The organism is Micromonospora parastrephiae (assembly GCF_016802865.1).
Taxonomy (GTDB): Bacteria; Actinomycetota; Actinomycetes; order Mycobacteriales; family Micromonosporaceae; genus Micromonospora; species Micromonospora parastrephiae.
In genome coordinates this window covers 23,962-43,850 of sequence record NZ_JAEVHM010000031.1, presented here as the reverse complement: position 1 = coordinate 43,850, position 19,889 = coordinate 23,962, and the positions used below count along the sequence as shown (strand labels likewise).

The 19,889-nt window shown below is 72.0% G+C and carries 13 protein-coding genes and 2 pseudogenes; 9 read left to right on the top strand and 6 right to left on the bottom strand.

Annotated features, from left to right (window positions below; genetic code table 11):
* Positions 1 to 1,356: bifunctional 3'-5' exonuclease/DNA polymerase (locus JNW91_RS09655; protein WP_203174536.1), on the top strand; the 1,356-nt coding region annotated here is incomplete at its 5' end.
* A 171-nt stretch (positions 1,357 to 1,527) separates the two neighbouring features.
* Positions 1,528 to 2,121, top strand: coding sequence for a nucleotidyltransferase family protein (locus tag JNW91_RS09650; protein WP_203174542.1), 594 nt, complete (start codon positions 1,528 to 1,530; stop codon positions 2,119 to 2,121).
* A gap of 102 nt (positions 2,122 to 2,223) precedes the next feature.
* Here the strand turns inward: JNW91_RS09650 and JNW91_RS09645 are convergent, their stop codons facing one another.
* The 6 genes and pseudogenes from JNW91_RS09645 to JNW91_RS09620 all read right to left on the bottom strand — a co-directional run bounded on the left by JNW91_RS09645 (position 2,224) and on the right by JNW91_RS09620 (position 9,759).
* A complete protein-coding gene (locus JNW91_RS09645) occupies positions 2,224 to 3,633 on the bottom strand; it encodes a GH1 family beta-glucosidase (RefSeq protein ID WP_203174535.1) in 1,410 nt (469 codons plus the stop codon).
* Positions 3,630 to 5,276, bottom strand: coding sequence for an alpha-xylosidase (gene yicI / locus JNW91_RS09640; protein ID WP_309244301.1), 1,647 nt, complete (start codon positions 5,274 to 5,276; stop codon positions 3,630 to 3,632). The genes JNW91_RS09645 and yicI overlap by 4 nt, the downstream gene beginning before the upstream one ends.
* A gap of 44 nt (positions 5,277 to 5,320) precedes the next feature.
* A pseudogene (locus JNW91_RS09635) lies at positions 5,321 to 6,865 on the bottom strand (penicillin acylase family protein); the annotation flags it as partial.
* Positions 6,862 to 7,674 (bottom strand): ABC transporter ATP-binding protein, encoded by an 813-nt coding sequence (locus JNW91_RS09630; protein ID WP_203174534.1) that lies wholly within the window; start codon positions 7,672 to 7,674, stop codon positions 6,862 to 6,864. The pseudogene JNW91_RS09635 and the gene JNW91_RS09630, both read right to left, overlap by 4 nt.
* 29 nt (positions 7,675 to 7,703) lie before the next feature.
* Positions 7,704 to 8,731 (bottom strand): annotated as a pseudogene (locus tag JNW91_RS09625) (FecCD family ABC transporter permease).
* 35 nt (positions 8,732 to 8,766) lie between these two features.
* The gene (locus JNW91_RS09620) at positions 8,767 to 9,759 is read right to left on the bottom strand and encodes a FecCD family ABC transporter permease (RefSeq protein WP_407664294.1); all 993 of its coding nucleotides are present in this window, start codon (positions 9,757 to 9,759) and stop codon (positions 8,767 to 8,769) included.
* A gap of 188 nt (positions 9,760 to 9,947) precedes the next feature.
* Here JNW91_RS09620 and JNW91_RS09615 point away from each other — a divergent pair, with 188 nt between their 5' ends.
* From JNW91_RS09615 to JNW91_RS09585, 7 genes are all read left to right on the top strand, one after another.
* Entirely contained in the window at positions 9,948 to 10,979 is a 1,032-nt protein-coding gene (locus JNW91_RS09615; protein ID WP_203174533.1) for an ABC transporter substrate-binding protein, read from the top strand.
* A 4-nt stretch (positions 10,980 to 10,983) separates the two neighbouring features.
* Positions 10,984 to 11,841, top strand: a complete 858-nt coding sequence (locus tag JNW91_RS09610; RefSeq protein WP_203174532.1) for a siderophore-interacting protein — start codon at positions 10,984 to 10,986, stop codon at positions 11,839 to 11,841.
* Positions 11,842 to 11,933: 92 nt separating this feature from the next.
* The gene (locus tag JNW91_RS09605; protein WP_309244300.1) at positions 11,934 to 13,478 is read left to right on the top strand and encodes a pyridoxal phosphate-dependent decarboxylase family protein; all 1,545 of its coding nucleotides are present in this window, start codon (positions 11,934 to 11,936) and stop codon (positions 13,476 to 13,478) included.
* Between the two features lie 34 nt (positions 13,479 to 13,512).
* Positions 13,513 to 14,787: a lysine N(6)-hydroxylase/L-ornithine N(5)-oxygenase family protein gene (locus JNW91_RS09600; protein WP_203174539.1), complete on the top strand. Its 1,275-nt coding sequence runs from the start codon at positions 13,513 to 13,515 to the stop codon at positions 14,785 to 14,787.
* On the top strand, positions 14,784 to 15,362 hold the full coding sequence (locus JNW91_RS09595) for a GNAT family N-acetyltransferase (protein ID WP_203174531.1): 579 nt from the start codon (positions 14,784 to 14,786) through the stop codon (positions 15,360 to 15,362). The genes JNW91_RS09600 and JNW91_RS09595 overlap by 4 nt, the downstream gene beginning before the upstream one ends.
* Entirely contained in the window at positions 15,359 to 17,197 is a 1,839-nt protein-coding gene (locus JNW91_RS09590) for an IucA/IucC family protein (RefSeq protein ID WP_309244299.1), read from the top strand. Before JNW91_RS09595 ends, JNW91_RS09590 begins: the two co-directional genes overlap by 4 nt.
* A 338-nt stretch (positions 17,198 to 17,535) precedes the next feature.
* Positions 17,536 to 19,869 (top strand): beta-L-arabinofuranosidase domain-containing protein, encoded by a 2,334-nt coding sequence (locus JNW91_RS09585; RefSeq protein ID WP_203174530.1) that lies wholly within the window; start codon positions 17,536 to 17,538, stop codon positions 19,867 to 19,869.
* Positions 19,870 to 19,889: the final 20 nt, after the last annotated feature.

Below are 19,889 nucleotides of genomic sequence, written 5' to 3'. Positions count from 1 at the left end.
CCGCCGCCGCGCGCCCCCGGCGCCCGCCCGGGGCACGGCCAGGGCGCGCTCTTCGACACGCTGCCGGGCCCGCCGGGCCCGGGCATCGAGGCACTGACCCAGGTGTACGCCGACCAGCTCGCCCGGGTCGCCACCACCGAGCACCCGGGGCGGTTCCGGCTGCTGGTGGCCGCCGAGTCGGCCGGTGCGCTGATCGCCGTGGAGATGGGTGTCGCCGGGCTGCCCTGGCGCGCCGAGGTGCACGACGCGATCCTCGCCGAGCTGCTGGGCGAGCCGTCTCCGGTGGGCGGGCCGCCGCGTCGGTTGGCCGAGTTGGCGGCCCGGATGGCCGACGCGTTCGGCGTCCGTCGGTTGCACGCCGACTCTCCGGCCGAGCTGTTGAAGGCGTTCGCCCGGGTCGGCGTGGAGCTGCCCAACACCCGGGCCTGGGTGTTGCGCGGGGTGGACCATCCGGCGGTGCCACTGGTGCTGGAATACAAGGAGCTGTACCGGATCTGGACGGCGCACGGCTGGTCCTGGCGTGAGCAGTGGGTGCGCGACGGGCGGTTCCAGCCGGAGTACGTGCCGGGTGGGGTGGTGTCCGGCCGCTGGGCGACCCGTGGCGGTGGCGCCCTGCAGATCCCGAAGGTGATCCGCCGGGCGGTGGTGGCCGACCCGGGCTGGCGGCTGGTGGTCGCCGACGCCGGTCAGTTGGAGCCGCGCGTCCTGGCGGCGGTCTCCGGTGATGCCCGGCTGGCGGCGGCGGGCGGTGCCGGCGATCTCTACGCCGCGCTCGCCCGGGACTCGTTCGGTGGTGACCGGGCACGAGCCAAGGTGGCGCTGCTCGGCGCGATGTACGGGCAGACCGGCGGGGCAGCGGTGCCCGCGTTGGCGGTGCTCAAGCGCAGTTACCCGACGGCGTTCGGCTTCGTCGAGGCGGCGGCGCGCACCGGTGAGGCGGGTGGGCTGGTGCGCTCCTGGCTGGGGCGGACGTGCCCGCCGGGCGCGCTCGGGTTCGGTGATCCCGACGAGGCGCCGGTCGATCCGGACGCGGCGGCCGATCCGCGGGGTCCCCGGGCGCGGGCCGCCCGGTCGAGAGGGCGGTTCACCCGTAACTTCGTCATCCAGGCCACCGCCGCGGAGTGGGCGTCGACGTTGCTGGCGACACTGCGTACGGAGCTGTCCGGCAGCGCCGCCGAGTTGGTCTTCTTCCAGCACGACGAGGTGATCGTGCACGCCCCGCAAGGCGAGGCCGCCGACGTCGCCGAGGCTGTCAGGCGGGCGGGGGAGCGGGCGTCGGCGCTGCTGTTCGGTGCCACACCGGTCCGTTTTCCGCTGGATCTGTCCATCGTCGACTGCTACGCCGACGCGGCCTGAGCCCGTCGACGGAGGTCGACTGTCGGGCTCCGATGCGTAACGGTTGCACTATTTCTCCTTTTCGCCCCGCCACCCGTGAGCGGCCGTCCTCGTTGCAGTGTCCGTAGGAGGGGCCGACCGGTCACGCTCGGTCCCGTGCTGGAGGGGGCGCAGCTGAACCGGATCGCAGCAATGATCATCGCCGCAGGCGGGGGACGACGGATCGGTGGTCCCGAGGCCCTGCTGCACCAGGGCGAGAAGCCCCTGGTCAACCAGATGATCGACACGATGACCAAGGCGGGCTGCGAGCAGATCGTGGTCGTGCTGGGTGCCGCCGCCGATCAGGTCCGGGAAACCGCCGACCTGGGCAGGGCCACCGTTGTGATCAACAAAGCGTGGGGCACCGGGGTCGGCTCGTCCATCCGGGCCGGCCTGGCCGCCATGGACGACGAGGGGATCGAGGCGGTGGTGGTGGTCCCGGTCGACATGCCGGGCCTGACCGCCGCGGCGGTTCGCCGGGTGGCCGCGCTGCCCTACCCGGACGTGCTGGTCTGCGCCACCTACGACGGGTTACGCGGCTACCCGATGCTGTTCGGCCGCCGGCACTGGCCCGGCATCGCCACCCTGGCCAGCGCCGACGTGGGCGCCCGCCCGTACCTGCTGGCGCACAAGGACCAGATCGTCGACATCGCCTGCGACTCGGTGGCCGACGGCAGCCGGGTCGACACACCGGAGCTGATGGCGCTCTACGGCCTGACCGTCCCGCCCCAGCGGGTAGGCGTCTAGGGCCGACCCTCGTCATCATGAGTTGTGGTGCCCAATTTAGTGCTCTAGCAGCTAATTTGTCGCCCACCACAACTCCATGATCGACCCGGCAGGGTGGGACGTTTACTCCTGGGCCTGGTCCAGTTCGCCGGTGGCGGCGAGCCGCTGGTACCAGTAGGCGCTGTCCTTCCAGGTGCGGACCTGCGTGTCGTAGTCGACGCGGATGATCCCGAAGCGGCGGTCGTAGCCGTAGCCCCACTCGAAGTTGTCCAGCAGCGACCAGACGAAGTAGCCGCGAACGTCCGCACCCTGAGCGCGGGCGTCGGCCATCGCGCCGATGTGTCCGCGCAGGTAGTCGATCCGCCGGTCGTCGTGGATCCGGCCGTCGTCCGACACCACGTCGTCGAAGGCCGCGCCGTTCTCGGTGATCATCATCGGCTGGCTGGGGTACTCCCGGTGCAGCCGCAGCAGCAGCTCCGTCAGGGCCGGCGGGTCGATGTTCCAACCCATCGCGGTGTACGGGCCGGGCTGCGGCAGGAAGTCGACGCGCTCGGCGGCGACCCACGGCGTCGACGTGGAGGCGCCGTGCCCGTCGGCGTCGGAGCGGGCCGACACCCCGTCCCAGGCCCGGACCAGGGTGCTGGAGTAGTAGTTCACCCCGAGCACGTCCAGCGGCACCGCGATCAGCTTCTCGTCGCCCTCGCGGACGAACGACCAGTCGGTGACCGACGCGGTGTCGGCGAGCAGGTCGGCCGGGTACTCCCCGTCCAGCATCGGGCCGAGGAACGCCCGGTTGGCGAGCGCGTCGATCCGCCGCACCGCATCCCGGTCGGCTTCGGAATCCGAGGCCGGCCGGATGACGTGCAGATTCAGCGTCACCGACAGCTCGGCGGCCGGCGCCAGCTCCCGGACCACCCGCCCGGCCAGGCCGTGGGCGAGGTTGAGGTGGTGCACCGCGGCCAGCGCCGCCGCCGGTTCGGTCCGGCCCGGCGCGTGTACGCCGGAGGCGTAGCCCAGGTACGCGGAGCACCACGGCTCGTTCAGCGTGGTCCAGGTGTGCACCCGGTCGCCCAGCGCGCCGACGATGCCGGCGGCGTACTCCTGGAAGCGCAGCGCCGTGTCCCGGGACGCCCAGCCGTCGGCCTCCTCCAACTCCTGCGGCAGGTCCCAGTGGTACATGGTGGCCACCGGGCGGACGCCCCGCTCCAGCAGCCCGTCCACCAGCCGCGAGTAGAAGTCGATGCCGGCCTGGTTGAACCGGCCCGAACCGCCCGGCTGCACCCGGGGCCAGGAGACCGAGAACCGGTACGCGCCCAGGCCCAGCTCGGCGATGTGGTCCAGGTCCTGCTGCCACCGGTGGTAGTGGTCGGCGGCCACGTCACCGGTGTCGCCGTTCAGCGTCCGCCCGGGAGTGTGGCTGTACGTGTCCCAGATGGACGGTCCGCGGCCGTCCTCGGCAGCGGCGCCCTCGATCTGGTACGCGGCAGTCGCCGACCCCCAGAGGAAGCTCTCCGGGAAGTGGTGTTGCGTCATCGTTCCGTCCCCTGGATCTCGCAGATGTAGCCCGTCGAGGCGCCGGCGACCAGTTCGGCGCTGGCCGTGACACCGTCGTAGCGCACCTCGAACTCGGCGCCCGGACCGTGCCCGGGTGACGGTACCCGTACCCGGGTCCGCTGCCCCTCGGCCGGTGCGTAGAGCCGCAGCCGCACGTCGTCGGCCCACTCGTAGTCCGGCCGGTCGGTGCGGGAGCCGAACGGGATGACCGCGCCGGGGCGGGCCAGCACGGGCAGGCTGTCGTACCCGTGCTTCTCGGTCACCCACGCCGGCCCGGTGACCTGCGCGCCGGTGACCAGGTGCGTCCAGGTGCCGGCGGGCACGTAGAAGGTGACCTCCCCGTCGGCGCTGAGCACCGGCGCGACCAGCACGTCGGAGCCGAGCATGTACTGCCGGTCCAGGTGCGCCGTGGCCGGGTCGTCCGGGAACTCCACGATCATCGGGCGCATCATCGGCGTACCGTCGCGGTGCGCCTCCTGCGCGGCGGCGGCGAGGTACGGCATCAGGCTGAGCTTGAGCTGCGTGAAGTGTCGCAGCACGTCGACGGCCTCGTCGTCGTACGCCCACGGCACCCGGTACGAGCCGGAGCCGTGCAGCCGGGAGTGCGAGGAGAGCAGCCCGAACGCGATCCACCGCTTGAACACCGCCGGGTCGGGGGTGCCCTCGAAGCCGCCGATGTCGTGGCTCCAGTAGCCGAAGCCGGACGCCGCCAGCGACAGCCCGCCGCGCAGCGACTCGGCCATCGCGACGAACGTGGACTCGCAGTCGCCACCCCAGTGCACCGGGAACTGCTGCCCGCCGGCGGTGGCCGAGCGGGCGAACAGCACCGCCTCGCCCTTCCCGCGTTCGGTCTCCAACAGCTCGAAGACCGCCTTGTTGTACAGGTAGGAGTAGTAGTTGTGCATCCGCTGCGGGTCCGAGCCGTCGTGCCACACCACGTCGGTCGGGATGCGCTCACCGAAGTCGGTCTTGAAGCAGTCGACGCCCATGTCCAGCAGGGCCTTGAGCTTGCCGGTGAACCAGCGGACCGCGTCCGGGTTGGTGAAGTCGACCAGCGCCATGCCGGCCTGCCACTTGTCCCACTGCCAGACCGAGCCGTCGGGGTTGCGGACCAGGTAGCCGGCCTCGCGGCCCTCCTCGAACAGGTAGGAGCGCTGCGCGATGTACGGGTTGATCCAGACGCACACCTTGAGGTCGCGTTCGTGCAGCCGGCGCAGCATCCCCTCCGGGTCGGGGAAGGTCGCCGGGTCCCAGACGAAGTCGACCCAGTGGAACTGGCGCATCCAGAAGCAGTCGAAGTGGAACACCGACAGCGGAAGCCCACGCTCGGCCATCCCGTCGACGAACTCGGTCACCGTCTTCTCGTCGTACGAGGTGGTGAACGACGTGGACAGCCACAGCCCGTACGACCAGGCGGGCACGCGGGCGGGCCGACCGGTCAGCGCCGTGTAGCGGCGCAGCACGTCCTTCGGGGTGGGTCCGTCGATGACGTAGTAGGTGAGGGTCTGACCCTCGACGCTGAACTGGGTCTGGGTGACGACCTCGGAGCCGACCTCGAACGACACGTGCTCCGGGTGGTCGACGAACACCCCGTAGCCGGCGCTGCTGAGATAGAACGGCACGTTCTTGGTACGCCTGCTCGCTGGCCGGAGCGCCCGCGTACCCCGAGGGTCGGGTGGGCGGCGATCCGACGTACGACGGTTGCCCGCACGGTGGCGAAGTCGGCGGCGTCGGTGCTGTCGGTGGCCATCCGACGGTCCCAGCGCAGCAGCCGGTCGCGCAGCGCGGCGGCGTCCGGGCCGAGCCCCGTCAACCCGGCCAGCACCGCCAGCAGCGGCCCGGCCGAGCCCAGGTACGTGTCGGTGTGCACGGCGGCCATCTGCGCGGCCGTCCAGTTCCGACCGCCGTCGAGCAGCTCGGCGATCCGACGCGCGCGGTGCGGCGGGGCGAACTCGACGCCGAGCGGCGCCGCCAGCCCGCGTTCGTTGGCCATCACCGCCCGACCAACCACCTCAGTGCGGGGCATCGGCGCGTACCAGCCCCGCCAGGTGTGCCGGTCCTCCCAGGCGGGGACCACCCGCCGGCCGTTGTCCGGATGTCGCACCGGCACCGCCCCGGCGACCCGGTGCAGCAGCCCACCCGCGGTGTCCGCCGCCTGCACCACGTTGACCGGCTCCACCCAGTGCCGCAGCGCGCGGTCCACATCGGCAACGGTGCGGGCGCGCAGCAGCTCGGGCAGCGCGGCGAAGCCCAGCTCGGCGCGGACCCGGGGCGGGTAGCGCAGGCTCAGCGCGGTCGCCTCGTCCGGTCCGCCGGCGATCACCGGGCCCCGGTCGGTCTCCAGCACCTCCACCTCGACCGGGGCCGCCCCGGCCACCTCGATCGTCTCGACGTGTCGGTGCACCGGCCGCCAGCCGTCCGGTCCGAGCGCCCGCACCCGGGGGCCGTCGCGGCGCAGCCGCTCGGCGTACACGTCCTGGTAGTCGGCCATCGCGTTGGTGATCGCCCAGGCCACCGCGCCGGTGTGCCCGAAGTGCGCGATGCCCGGCACGCCCGGCACCGCGAACCCGACCACGTCGTACTCCGGGCAGGCCAACCGGATCTGCTGGTAGACGCCCGGATCCTCAAGGAACCGGTGCGGGTCGCCGGCGAGCAGCGCGGCGCCGGTGCCGGTGCGCTCGGCGGCGAGCAGCCACCCGTTGCTGCCGGCGACGGACGGCCCGTCGGTGGCGAACGCCTCGACCGCGCCCGGGCCGAGCCGCTGCGCCACGTGCTCGCGCCAGAGCTTGCCGGGGAACCCGGCGAACAGGATGTGATGGCCCAGCCAGACCGCGAGCGGCGTCCACGGCTCCCACCGCCCCGGAGTCAGCCCGGTGGCGGCGAACTCCGGTGACCGGGCCGCCCCGGCGGCGAGGCCGGCGTTCACACCGGCCACGTACGCGCCCACCCACTCGGCGGTCGCCTCATCGAGGGCGGTGTGGCAGCGGCGGGCGGTGTCGTCGAGTCGGACCTGCCGGGCGAACCGGTCCCAGGCGAGCGCATCGGCGCCGAGGAAGGCGGCGCTGGTGCCCTGGGACCGGTGCCGTTCCACCTCGATCTGCCACGCCCGGTCGTACGCGGTCACCCGGCCCTGCTCGGCCGCCAGGGCGAGCGGGTCGTCGGCGCGCAGGTGCGGCACGCCCCACGGGTCGCGGAAACGCCAGGTGCTCATGCCGGCTCGGTCGCTCGGCGGCGAGCGGCGGGGACGACCAGCGGGGTGCCGGTCTCCGGGTCGTCGATCACCCGGCAGGGCAGCCCGAAGACCTCGGCGACCAGGTCGGCGGTGACCACCGTCGCCGGGTCGCCGGCGGCCACCACCCGACCGTCGCGCATGGCGATGAGGTGGGTGGCGTAGCGGGCCGCGTGGTTGAGGTCGTGCAGCACGGCGACAAGTGTGCGGCCCTGCTCCTCGTGCAGGCGGGCGCAGAGGTCCAGGATCTCGATCTGGTGGGCGATGTCCAGGTACGTGGTCGGCTCGTCGAGCAGCAGCAGAGGGGTCTGCTGGGCCAACGCCATGGCCAGCCACACCCGCTGCCGTTGCCCCCCGGACAGCTCGTCGACCAGCCGGTCGGCGAGGTCGTCGACCCCGGTGGCGGCCATCGACTCCTCGACCACCCGCTCGTCCTCGCGCGACCACTGCCGCAGCAGCCCCTGGTGGGGGTAGCGGCCCCGGGCGACCAGCTCGGCGACGCTGATGCCGTCCGGCGCGATCGACGACTGCGGCAGCAGGCCCAGGGTGCGGGCCACCGCGCGGGCCGACTGGCCGTGGATGTCCCGCCCGTCCAGCAGCACCGCGCCGGCGCTCGGGCGCAGCATCCGCGACAACGCGCGCAGCAGGGTCGACTTGCCGCACGCGTTCGGGCCGATGATCACCGTGAACGACCGGTCCGGCACCGCCACGGTCAGGTTCTCGGCGATGACGCGCCGGTCGTAGGCGAGGGTCAGGGCGGTGCCGCCGAGCCGGGTGCTGCCGGGGTGCATGAGCGCTCCTTCGAGGGGGTCGCGGGTGTTCACAGCCGACCCGCCCGGCGTTCGGCGGCCAGCAGCCAGACCAGGTAGCCGCCGCCGATCACCCCGGTCACCACGCCGACCGGAAGTTGGTGCCCGGCGAACGCGCGTTGGGCCAGCAGGTCGGCGCCGACCAGCAACGCCGCGCCGACGGCCATCGACGGCAACAGGTTGGGTCCGGCCGCCCGGGTCAGCCGTTTGGCCACGTGCGGCGCGACGAGCGCCACGAACGACACCGGGCCGGCGGCGGCCGCCGCGAACGACACCAACAGCACCGCCGAGGCGAGCAGCACCAGTCGCAGCCGGCGTACCGGCACGCCGAGGGCGCCGGCGGTGTCGTCGCCCAGCTCCATCATCCGCAGCGCCGGAGCGCAGCCGACGAGCACCAGCGGTGCCAGCACGGCAATGACGGCGAGCAGCGGCCCGGCGTTGGCCCAGCCCCGCCCGTCCAGGCTGCCGGTGAGCCAGAGCACCGCGCGGGCGGCGTCCATCAGCGGTGCCCGGGTCAGCAGGTAGCCGTTGACGCCGGTGAGGATCGCGGCGACGCCGATGCCGACCAGGATGAGCCGGTAGCCGTGCACCCCGCGCCGCCAGGCGAGCGCGTAGATCAGCAGGCCGGTGCCGAGCCCACCGACGACCGCGGCGCCCGCGAGGGCCAGGCTGCTGCCGCCGAGGACGACCACCACCAGCGCGCCGGTCGACGCGCCCTGGGTGAAGCCGAGGATGTCCGGGCTGCCCAGCGGGTTGCGGACCAGTGACTGGAACACCGTGCCGGCCAACGCCAGCGCCGCGCCGACCAGCAGGGCGGTGACCAGCCGGGGCAGCCGCAGCTCGGTCACGATGAACTGTTCCGCCGGGGAGCCGCCGCCGGCCAGGGTGCGCAGCACGTCGCCGGGCCCATCGGGTAGTCGCCGCTGCCGACGGCGACCAGGCCGAGCCCGGCCGCGAGCAGCGCGGCACCGGCGCCGACGGCCAGCGCACGAGGGCGGAACCGCAACGAAAAACCACCGGGGGTACGGAGAACGGTCACGGTGCTGAGCCTGCTGGTTCGCTCGCTACGCTGGCTCACGGGTGCGCCACCCGCGAACGGCTGACCAGCCAGAGGAAGAGCGGGCCGCCGAGCACGGCGGTCACCATGCCGACCTGAAGCTCACCCGGGCGGCCCAGCACCCGGCCGAGCACGTCGGCGCCGAGCAGCAGCACCGGCGCGAGCACCGCGCAGTACGGCAGCAGCCAGCGCAGGTCGGGACCGGTCAGGGCGCGGACGAGGTGTGGCACCAGCAGTCCGACGAAGACGATCGGGCCGCAGGCGGCTGTCGCCGCGCCGCACAGCAGCGTGACCGCGACGATCACGGCGGCGCGGATCAGCGCCGGCCGGGCGCCCAGGGCCCGCGCCGTGTCGTCGCCGAGCGTGAGGGCGTTCAGCGGTCGGGCGGCGCCGAGGGCGACCAGCAGACCGACGACGATGAAAGGCGCGACCCGGGCCACGGTCGCGGAGTCCGCGCTGGCCAGTGAGCCGACCGTCCAGAACCGCAGCCGGTCCAGCGAGGCGGTGTCCAGCAGCATCACCGCGCTCACGTACGAGTAGAGGGTGGCGTTCAGCGCGGCGCCGGCCAGTGCCAGGCGGGCCGGGGTGGCGCCGCGTCCGCCGCCCACGGCGTAGACGAGCGCGGTGACCACCGCCGCGCCGAGCAGCGCGAACCAGACGTACCCGCCGATGGCGGTGACGCCCAGGAAGGTGGCGGCGGTGGCGACGGCGGCGGACGCGCCGGCGTTGATGCCGAGCAGCCCGGGATCGGCGAGGGGGTTGCGGGTGAGGGCCTGCATCACCGCGCCGGCCACGCCGAGCGCCGTGCCGGCGAGTAGCCCGAGCAGCGTACGCGGCAGGCGCATCCGGTGCACCACGGCGTACTCGGTGGCATCGCGGTGCAGCAGACCGGACCAGACGTCGGCGAGCGGCAACGACTTCGCGCCGACCGCGATGCTGAGCAGCAGGATCACCCCGAGCAGCGCCACGGCGCCGAGCAGACCGGCGGCGCGGGCCGCCTGCCGCCGCACCGGGGGAGGGGCCGTGGACCTCACCGACACGCCTGGTGCCGGTCTGGTGACGGTGGGTGTGGCGTCCAGTGTGGGCTCCGGAGTTGTGGCGACACGTCGGTACCGCTGTTGACAACGACCGAGGTTAGGCTAACCTAACCCCGCTGTCCCGGTCGACCCCGGCCCTTCCTTGATCGAAAGACGACACCATGCCCGATGCACTGTCCTCCCGTCGGCTCTCTCGTCGTGGCCTGCTGGCCGCCGGTGGCGCCGCCACGCTGGCCGCCCTGCTCGCCGGCTGCGGCAAGGACGATGCCGCCAAACCCACTTCCAGCAACCGAGGCGGCCCCTGGTCATTCACCGACGACCGTGGCAAGAAGATCGAGGCGGCGGCCCGCCCGAGCCGTGTGGTGGCCTTCACCGGAGTGGCGGCGGCGTTGGTCGATTTCGGTCTCGACAAGCAGCTCGTTGGCGTGTTCGGCGAGACCAAGCGCACCGACGGCTCGGTCGACCCGCAGGCGGGCGACCTGAACGTCGAGGCCGTGGAGATCATCGGCAACGTGTGGGGCGAGTTCAGCCTGGAAAAGTACGCGGCGCTGCGTCCCGAGCTGCTGGTCACCCACATGTACGACCCGGACGCGCTCTGGTACGTGCCGGACGAGAGCAAGGACAAGATCCTGCCGCTCGCGCCCAGCGTGGCGGTCACCACCGCCCGGGTGCCGATGACCAAGCCGATCGAGCGGTACGCCGCGCTGGCCGAGTCGCTCGGCGCGGACCTGTCCGCGAAGAAGGTCACCGACGCGAAGACCCGCTTCGACGCCGCCGCCGAGGCGGTCCGCCAGGCGGTCAAGGCCAACCCCGGCATCAAGGTGATGGCCTGCTCCGGCAGCCCCGACCTGTTCTACGTCTCCAACCCGAAGGTCAGCACCGACCTCATGTACTTCGCCGAGCTGGGCGTGGACATCGTCGTACCGACCAAGCTCGAAGCCGGCGACTACTTCGAGGCGCTGAGCTGGGAGAACACCGGCAAGTTCCCGGCCGACCTGATCCTGCTGGACAACCGCAGCACCGCTTTGCAGCCCAAGGACCTCGCCGCCAAGCCGACCTGGCAGCAACTGCCGGCGGTCAGGGCCAACCAGGTGACGCCGTGGGACGCGGTGCCCCGCTTCTCGTACGCCGGGGCGGCGCCGCTGCTGGAAAACCTCGCCACCGCCGTCCGGAACGCGAAGAAGGTCAGCTGACGCCATGAGTACGAGCACCGTCGAACCCGTCGCCCTGCAGTACCGCTTCTTCGCCGCGCACGTCGTGCGGGCACGCCGGGTCGGCGCCTCGCTGATCCGGATCACCTTCGGTGGCCCGGAGCTGGTCGACTTCGCCGGCGGCGGGCGGGACCAGAGCGTGTCACTGTTCCTGCCGCACCCCGGGCAGCACGCACCGGTGGTCCCGATCGAGCAGGGCGACGACTGGTTCGGCGCCTGGCGGGCGCTCCCGCCGGACGTCCGCGCGGTGATGCGCTCGTACACCATCCGGGAGCACCGCCCGGCCGCCGGCGAGGTGGACATCGACTTCGTCAGCCACGGCGACACCGGCCCCGCCTCGCGCTGGGCCGCCCTCGCGGGGCCCGGCGACCGGGTGCTGCTGCTCGGCCCCGCGGTGTACGACAACCGCAGTGTCTGCTTCCGCCCGCCGGACGACACCGATGTCGTGGTGCTGGCTGCCGACGAGACCGCGCTGCCGGCCGCGGCGGGGATCCTGGCCTGGCTGCCCTCCGGCACCCCGGTGCGCGCCTGGATCGAGGTGCCGGACGCCGCCGACATCACCGAGCTGCCCACCGCCGCCGACGCCGAGATCCGCTGGATCGTGCGCGGCAGCACCGCACCCGGCAGTGACCTGCTGGTCAGCTCGATCCGCGCCGCCCGGCTGCCCGCCGGCACCCCGTACGCCTGGATCGCCGGCGAGGCCGGTGCGGTGCGGGCGCTGCGCCGGCACCTGGTGGGCGAGCGGGGGTTCGACCGCCGACGGGTGACCTTCGCCGGCTACTGGCGACGTGGGCTGTCCGAAGAGGACGTGCGTGCCGAGGCGCTGGCCGGCGCCACCGCCTGAGTAGCGACACCATCGAAGGCAGCACGACCGCGGCGCGACGGCGCGCCGGGGTGGGTTCCGGCTGCCCATCGTCGAGAACGTGGAGGACATCCGTGACCGTGCCGACGTATTCCGTCGAGACCACGCCACCGGCGCCGGCGACCGCGCCGGCCGCCGCGCGGGCACAGCTGCTGAACCAGGGCTCGGTCGAGCAGTACCGGCAGGCGATCGCCGACGGCGTCGACCGGGTCGTCCGGCGGGTGTCCGGTGTGGACCGGCCCGGCACCGGCATCACGCCGGCCGAGCTGGCCCCCGTGGTCGACCGCGTGGACCTGGACCGGCCGCTGGGTGACGCCGGCGCCGCCCTGGACGAGCTGGAGGACGTCTACCTGCGCGACGCCGTCTGGTTTCACCATCCCCGCTACCTCGCGCACCTCAACTGCCCGGTGGTCATCCCGGCGCTGCTCGGCGAGGCCGTGCTCACGGCCGTGAACTCGTCGCTGGACACCTGGGACCAGAGCGCCGGGGCCACCCTCATCGAGCGGCGCCTGATCGACTGGACCGCCCAGCGGATCGGCCTCGGCCCGGACGCCGACGGCGTGTTCACCAGCGGAGGCAGCCAGTCCAACCTCCAGGCGCTGCTGCTGGCCCGGGAGGAGGCGTGCGCGGACGCGCTCGGCCCGGCGGCCCGCGCCGAGCTCCTGCCCCGACTGCGGGTGCTCACCTCGGCGGCCGGTCACTTCAGCGTGCAGAAGTCGGCCAAGCTTCTCGGCCTCTCCCCGGACGCGGTGATCGCGGTCCCCACCGACGGCCGGCGTCGGATCCGCCCCTCCGCTGTCCGCGACGAGATCGTCCGGTGCCGGCAGGCCGGACTGGTGGTGATGGCCGTCGTCGGCACCGCCGGCACCACCGACTTCGGCTCCATCGACCCGCTCGCGGAACTGGCCGGGATCTGCGCGGCGGCCGGCGTGTGGCTGCACGTGGACGCCGCGTACGGCTGCGGGCTGCTCGTCTCGCCGACGCGCCGGCACCTGCTCGACGGCATCGAGCGGGCCGACTCGGTGACCGTCGACTACCACAAGTCGTTCTTCCAGCCGGTCAGCTCCAGCGCGCTGCTGGTCCGCGACCGGCGGGTGTTGCGGCACGCCACCTACCACGCCGACTACCTCAACCCGGCGCGGATGGTCGAGCAGCGCATCCCCAACCAGGTCGACAAGAGCCTGCAGACCACCCGCCGTTTCGACGCGTTGAAGCTCTGGCTGACGCTGCGGGTGATGGGGCCCGACGCGCTCGGCGCGCTCTTCGACGAGGTGGTCGACCGGGCCGCCGACGCGTGGCAGCTGGTCAGCGAGGACCCCCGCTTCGAGGTGGTGACCCGCTCGCAGTTGAGCACGGTGGTCTTCCGCTACCTGCCCACCGGCCCGGGCCGGGAGCTGGCCGACGCCGCCAACCTGTACGCCCGGGAGGCCTTGGCCGCGTCCGGCCTCGCCGTGGTCGCCGGGACCCGGGTGGACGGCCTGCACTTCTTGAAGTTCACCCTGCTCAACCCCGCCACCACCGTCGAGGACGTCGGCCACGTGCTCGACCTGATCGCGACCCACGCCGGCCGGTACGTGCATGACCGCACCACCGCCGAGCTGACCTGCCCCGTCGGCTGACCCGGTGACCACGAAACCGCGCCTGGAGACTCGGATGCCCACCCACGACTTCATCGCCATCGGGCTCGGCCCGTACAACCTGGGCCTGGCCTGCCTCACCGCGCCGATCGACGAACTGGACGGCGTGTTCCTGGAGGCCCGCCCGAGTCTCGCCTGGCACCCCGGCATGCTGCTGGAGTCGGCCCGGTTGCAGACCCCGTTCATCGCCGACCTGGTCAGCCTCGCCGACCCGACCTCGCCGTACTCCTTCCTCAACTATCTCAAGGAGATCGGCCGGCTCTACCCGTTCTACATCCGGGAGAGCTTCTACCCGCTGCGCAGCGAGTACGACGCGTACTGCCGGTGGGCGGCGGCGAAGCTGCCCAACCTCCGCTTCGGGCAGACCGTGACCACTGTCGAGTTCGACACCGCCGACGACCGGTACGTGGTGCGGGCGAGCGCCGGCGAGGGGGAGAGCGTCGAGTACCGGGCCCGACACCTCGTGCTCGGCACCGGCACCCCGCCGCACCTGCCCGACGCCGTCGCCGGCCTGCCCGGCGCCGTGCACAACTCGCGCTACCTGGAGCACCGGGCGGCGCTTAGCACCAAGCGCAGCATCACCGTGGTCGGCAGCGGGCAGAGCGCCGCCGAGATCTACCGCGATCTGCTCGGTGACATCGACCGGTACGGCTACCAGCTGAACTGGGTGACCCGCTCGCCCCGGTTCTTCCCCCTCGAATACACCAAGCTGACGCTGGAGATGACCTCACCGGACTACGTGGACTACTTCCACGCGCTGCCCGAGGTGACCCGTTACCGGCTGGAGGCCGAGCAGAAGGGCCTGTTCAAGGGGATCAACGCCGACCTGATCAACGACATCTTCGACCTGCTCTACGCGCGCAGCGTCGACGGGCCGGTGAACACTCGCCTGCTCACCAACACCGAGCTGGTCGGCGCCACGCACCAGGACGGGGCGTACACGCTGAGGTTGCGTCAGGTGGAGCAGGAGCGGGACCTCGCCCTGCGTACCGAGGGGCTGGTGCTGGCCACCGGCTACCGCTACCAGGTGCCGACGTTCCTCACCCCGGTTCGCGACCGGATCCGCTGGGACGCCCACGGCCGCTTCGACGTGGCCCGCAACTACAGCATCGACCACACCGGGCGGGGCATCTTCCTACAGAACGCGGGCACCCACACGCACAGCATCACCTCACCGGATCTGGGCATGGGCGCCTACCGCAACTCGTGGATCATCCGTGAGCTGCTCGGCCGGGAGTACTACCCGATCGAGAAGAGCATCACCTTCCAGGAGTTCGGGGTGTCGTCGTGACCACCGTCTTCACCCGCGTCGACGAGCGGCTCGGCGCGTTCGCGCTGCGTACCGTCGACCCGGACGCCGACGCCGCCCTGCTGCACACCTGGGTCACCCACCCGAAGGCGTCGTTCTGGCTCATGCAGGACGCCGACGAGGCCCAGGTCGCCGAGGAGTACCGACGGATCGCCGACCACCCGCACCACGACGCGTACCTCGGTCTGTGGCGCGGGACCCCCGCCTTCCTCGCCGAACGCTACGACCCGGCCCACGTCGAGCTGGTCGGCCTGTACGACCACCAGCCCGGCGACGTGGGCATGCACTTCCTCTGCGCGCCCACCGGTGCTCCCGTACACGGCTTCACCCGGGCGGTGCTCGGCACCGTCATGGCGTGGCTCTTCGCCGACCCCGCCACCGTCCGGGTGGTGGTCGAGCCGGACGTGCGCAACACCGCCGTGCACGCGTTGAACGCCGCCGTCGGCTTCGAGGTGGTCGGTCCGATCGCCAAGCCCGAGAAGGACGCGCTGCTCAGCGTCTGCACCCGCGCCCAGTTCCACGCCGCCGTCACCGACTTCGAAGGAGCCCAGGCGTGACCGCCACCGCCGTTCCCACCCCGATCCCCGCACCCGCGACCACCGGTGACCCGGTCGGGCATCTCACCCCGCAGCGCTGGGCGCGGGCCAACCGGCTGTTGGTGCGCAAGGCGCTCGCCGAGTTCACCCACGAACGGTTGCTCGCCCCCCGACCCGTGCCCGGCGACGACGACCGGCAGTGGTACGAGGTCCGCAGCGACGACGGCACGGTCACCTACCGGTTCGCGGCCCGGGTGTTGACCCTGGCGCACTGGCAGATCGACGCCGACAGCATCACCCGGCACCGGGACGGCGCGTCGCTGCCGCCGGACGCCGTGGACCTGATCGTCGAGCTGCGCGGCGCCCTCGGGCTCTCCGCGCGGGTGCTGCCGGTCTACCTGGAGGAGATCACCTCCACGCTCGCCGGCACCGCGTACAAGCTGGCCCGGTCCGCGCCGAGCGCCACCGAGCTGGCCGGGGCGGACTTCCAGACCATCGAGACGTCGATGACCGAGGGGCACCCCTGCTTCGTGGCCAACAACGGCCGGCTCGGCTTCGGCGTCGACGAGTACCACCGCTACGCCCCGGAGGTCGCCGCGCCGGTACGCCTGGAGTGGCTGGCCGCGCACCGGGACAACTCGACGTTCAGCAGCGCCGCCGACCTCGACTATGACACCCTGATCTGCGGTGAGCTGGACGCGCCGACCCGGGCCCGGTTCGCGGCCACGATGGCCGAGCTCGGCCTGGACCTCGCCGACTACCACCTGATTCCGGCGCACCCGTGGCAGTGGTGGAACAAGTTGGCGGTCACCTTCGCCGGGGAGCTGGCCGAGCGCCGGCTGGTGCATCTCGGCCCCGGGCCGGACGGTTACCTCGCCCAGCAGTCCATCCGCACTTTCTTCAACGTCACCGAGCCGCGCCGGCACTACGTCAAGACGGCGCTGTCGGTGCTGAACATGGGCTTCATGCGCGGCCTGTCGGCGGCGTACATGGCGGCCACGCCCGCCATCAACGACTGGCTGGCGGACCTGATCGCCGGCGACGAGGTGCTGGTTGGCAGCGGGCTGACCGTCATCCGGGAGCGGGCCGCGGTCGGCTACCGGCACCGGCAGTACGAGGCGGCCACCGAGCGCACCTCCCCGTACCGCAAGATGCTGGCCGCGTTGTGGCGGGAGAGCCCGGTGCCCGACCTGGCGCCCGGGCGGCGGCTGTCCACCATGGCCGCGCTGCTGCACGTGGACAGCGACGGCGGTTCGCTGGCGGCGGCCCTGATCGACCGGTCCGGGCTGCCCGCCGAGGCGTGGCTGCGCCGCTACCTGGACGCGTACCTGACCCCGCTGCTGCACAGCTTCTACGCCCACGACCTGGCCTTCATGCCGCACGGCGAGAACGTCATCCTGGTCCTCGACGAGCGCGACACCGTCGAACGGGTGATCTTCAAGGACATCGCCGAGGAGATCGCGGTGATGAACGCCGACGTCGAGCTGCCGGCGGAGGTGGAGCGGATCCGGGTCGACGTGCCCGACGACACCAAGCTGCTGACCATCTTCACCGACGTGGTGGACTGCTTCCTGCGCCACCTCAACGCGGTGCTGGTCGAGGCCGGGGTGCTCACCGAGGACGACTTCTGGCGTACGGTCGCGGCCTGCGCGGCCGACTACTTCGACCGGGTGCCGCACCTGGCCGAGCGGATCCGCCGCTACGACCTGTTCGCACCGGAGTTCACGCTGTCCTGCCTCAACCGGCTCCAGTTGCGCGACAACCAGCAGATGGTCGACCTCGCGGACCCGTCGGCGGCACTCCAGTTCGTCGGCACCCTGACCAACCCGCTGGCCGCCCACGACCCGCGTCGGTGACACCGGTCGCGGCAGCGGGTGCGATGGAGGCATGGTTTTTCCTCCGTACCGCGATTCTGCTCCCCGCCACCCTGACCACCGGCCTGACCGCCGCGTCGGACGAATGTCTGCTTGACCTGCCTGGTTGTTATCGATAACACCGGGCGGGCTCGCGCATCATCAACCGTGACTGCGCTGATCTACAGCCATTTGAAAGTCACCACCTTGAATAGAAGCGACCTTCGGCCGTAACATGCCGGACACGGATGTGAGCGCTAACGCTCGTGTCTGCCCGTCCTGTCGAGCCCGTCCCGCCCGGCTGTGCTCCGTCGCCTGTTGCGCTCTTCGTGGAGGTTTCCATGTCACCCCTGCCCATCAGTCGGCGCCGCGTGTTGCAAGCCGCCGGCGCCACCGCAGTGCTGTCCGCGACCGGCGCGACCGCGCTCGACGCGGACCCCGCCTCCGCGGCCGTGGTCCCACCGGTCCGCGCGGACATCGGTGTCTCGGCGTACCCCTTCGATCTGGGTCAGGTGCGGCTGACCGCCGGCCGCTGGATGGACAACCAGAACCGGACCCTCAACTACCTGCGCTTCGTCGACGTCGACCGCATGCTCTACAACTTCCGGGCCAACCACCGCCTGTCCACCAACGGCGCCGCCACCAACGGTGGCTGGGACGCGCCGAACTTCCCGTTCCGAACCCACATGCAGGGGCACTTCCTGAGCGCCTGGGCATACGGGTACGCGGTGCTGGGCGACACCACCTGCCGGGACAAGGCGAACTACATGGTGGCGGAGCTGGCCAAGTGCCAGGCGAACAACGGGGCCGCCGGCTTCGCGGCGGGATACCTCTCCGGTTTCCCCGAGTCCGACTTCACCGCGCTCGAGGCACGGACGTTGTCCAACGGCAACGTGCCCTACTACTGCATCCACAAGACCCTCGCCGGCCTGCTCGACGTCTGGCGCTACACCGGCAACACCCAGGCCCGCGACGTGCTCCTCCGGCTCGCCGGCTGGGTCGACACCCGGACGGCTCGGCTGAGCGCCAGCCAGATGCAGTCCATGCTGGGCACCGAGTTCGGTGGCATGAACGACGTGTTGACCGACATCTACCAGCAGACCGGCGACGCCCGGTGGCTCGCCACCGCCCAGCGCTTCGACCACGCCGCCGTCTTCAACCCCCTGGCTGCCAACCAGGACCAGCTCTCCGGCCTGCACGCCAACACGCAGGTGCCCAAGTGGGTGGGCGCCGCCCGCGAGTTCAAGGCCACCGGGACCACCCGTTACCGGGACATCGCCAGCAACGCGTGGAGGATCACCGTCGGGGCGCACACCTACGTCATCGGCGGCAACAGCCAGGCGGAGCACTTCCGGGCGCCCAACGCGATCGCCGGGTACCTCAGCAACGACACGTGCGAGCAGTGCAACACGTACAACATGCTCAAACTGACCCGGGAGCTGTGGCTGCTCGACCCGAACCGGACCGACTACTTCGACTTCTACGAGCGCGCGCTGATCAACCACCTGATCGGCGGACAGAACCCGGCCGACAACCACGGCCACATCACCTATTTCACCCCGCTCAGGCCGGGTGGACGTCGGGGCGTGGGCCCGGCGTGGGGCGGCGGTACCTGGAGCACCGACTACAACTCGTTCTGGTGCTGCCAGGGCACCGGCTTGGAGATCAACACGAGGTTGATGGACTCCATCTACTTCCGCAACGGTACGACGCTGACCGTGAACCTCTACGCGCCGTCGGTGCTGACCTGGTCGGAGCGCGGGATCACGGTCACGCAGAGCACCAGCTACCCGGTCAGTGACACCAGCACCCTCACCCTGTCCGGCACGATGAGCGGCTCGTGGAGTGTCCGGGTACGCATCCCGGCGTGGACCAGCGGCGCGACGGTCAGCGTCAACGGTGTGGTGCAGAACGTCGCCACGACGCCGGGCAGCTACGCCACGGTCACCCGGACCTGGGCCTCCGGGGACACCATCACCGTTCGGCTGCCGATGCGGGTCGTCACGCAGGCCGCCAACGACAACCCCGGCGTCGCCGCCGTCACGTACGGCCCGACCGTGCTCTGCGGCAACTACGGCAACACCTCGCTCAGCGCGCTTCCGTCGCTCACGGTCGCGTCGATCGCCCGGACCAGCACCAGCTCCCTGGCGTTCACCGCCACGGCGAACGGATCCACGGTCAACCTCGCGCCGTTCCAGGACGCCCACGGCTACAACTACACGGTCTACTGGAGCGTCAGTGGCAGCAGTGGCGGTGCCAGCCACCGACTGGTCAACGTGGGTACCGGCCTGGTGCTCGGTATCCAGGACATGTCCACCGCGGACGGTGGGCTCGCCGTGCAGTGGGGTGACAGCGGCACGGCCGACCACAACTGGGTCGTGGTGACCGACGGCAACGCGGTCAGGTTCCGCAACGTCAACAGCGGGAAGGTCCTCGGGGTGGAGAACATGTCCACCGCCGACAACGCCCGCGTCCTGCAATGGTCCGACAACGGCACCGCCGACCACCGGTGGACCCTGGTGGACAACGGCGACGGCACCTACCGGATCCGCAACGTCAACAGCGGCAAGCTGCTCGGCATTCTGAACGGATCCACCACGTGGGGCGCGCAGGCGGTGCAGGACCCGGACAACGGCAGCGCGGACAACCGGTGGCGGCTCGTGGCGAACGCCTAGGGCGGCGCGGCCCGGCCTGG

Coding starts and splice junctions, on each gene's coding strand:
- JNW91_RS09650 (WP_203174542.1), top strand. CDS start 1,528: ATGATCATCGCCGCAGGCGGGGGACGACGGATCGGTGGTCCCGAGGCC.
- JNW91_RS09645 (WP_203174535.1), bottom strand. CDS start 3,633: ATGACGCAACACCACTTCCCGGAGAGCTTCCTCTGGGGGTCGGCGACT.
- JNW91_RS09630 (WP_203174534.1), bottom strand. CDS start 7,674: ATGCACCCCGGCAGCACCCGGCTCGGCGGCACCGCCCTGACCCTCGCC.
- JNW91_RS09615 (WP_203174533.1), top strand. CDS start 9,948: ATGCCCGATGCACTGTCCTCCCGTCGGCTCTCTCGTCGTGGCCTGCTG.
- JNW91_RS09610 (WP_203174532.1), top strand. CDS start 10,984: ATGAGTACGAGCACCGTCGAACCCGTCGCCCTGCAGTACCGCTTCTTC.
- JNW91_RS09600 (WP_203174539.1), top strand. CDS start 13,513: ATGCCCACCCACGACTTCATCGCCATCGGGCTCGGCCCGTACAACCTG.
- JNW91_RS09585 (WP_203174530.1), top strand. CDS start 17,536: ATGTCACCCCTGCCCATCAGTCGGCGCCGCGTGTTGCAAGCCGCCGGC.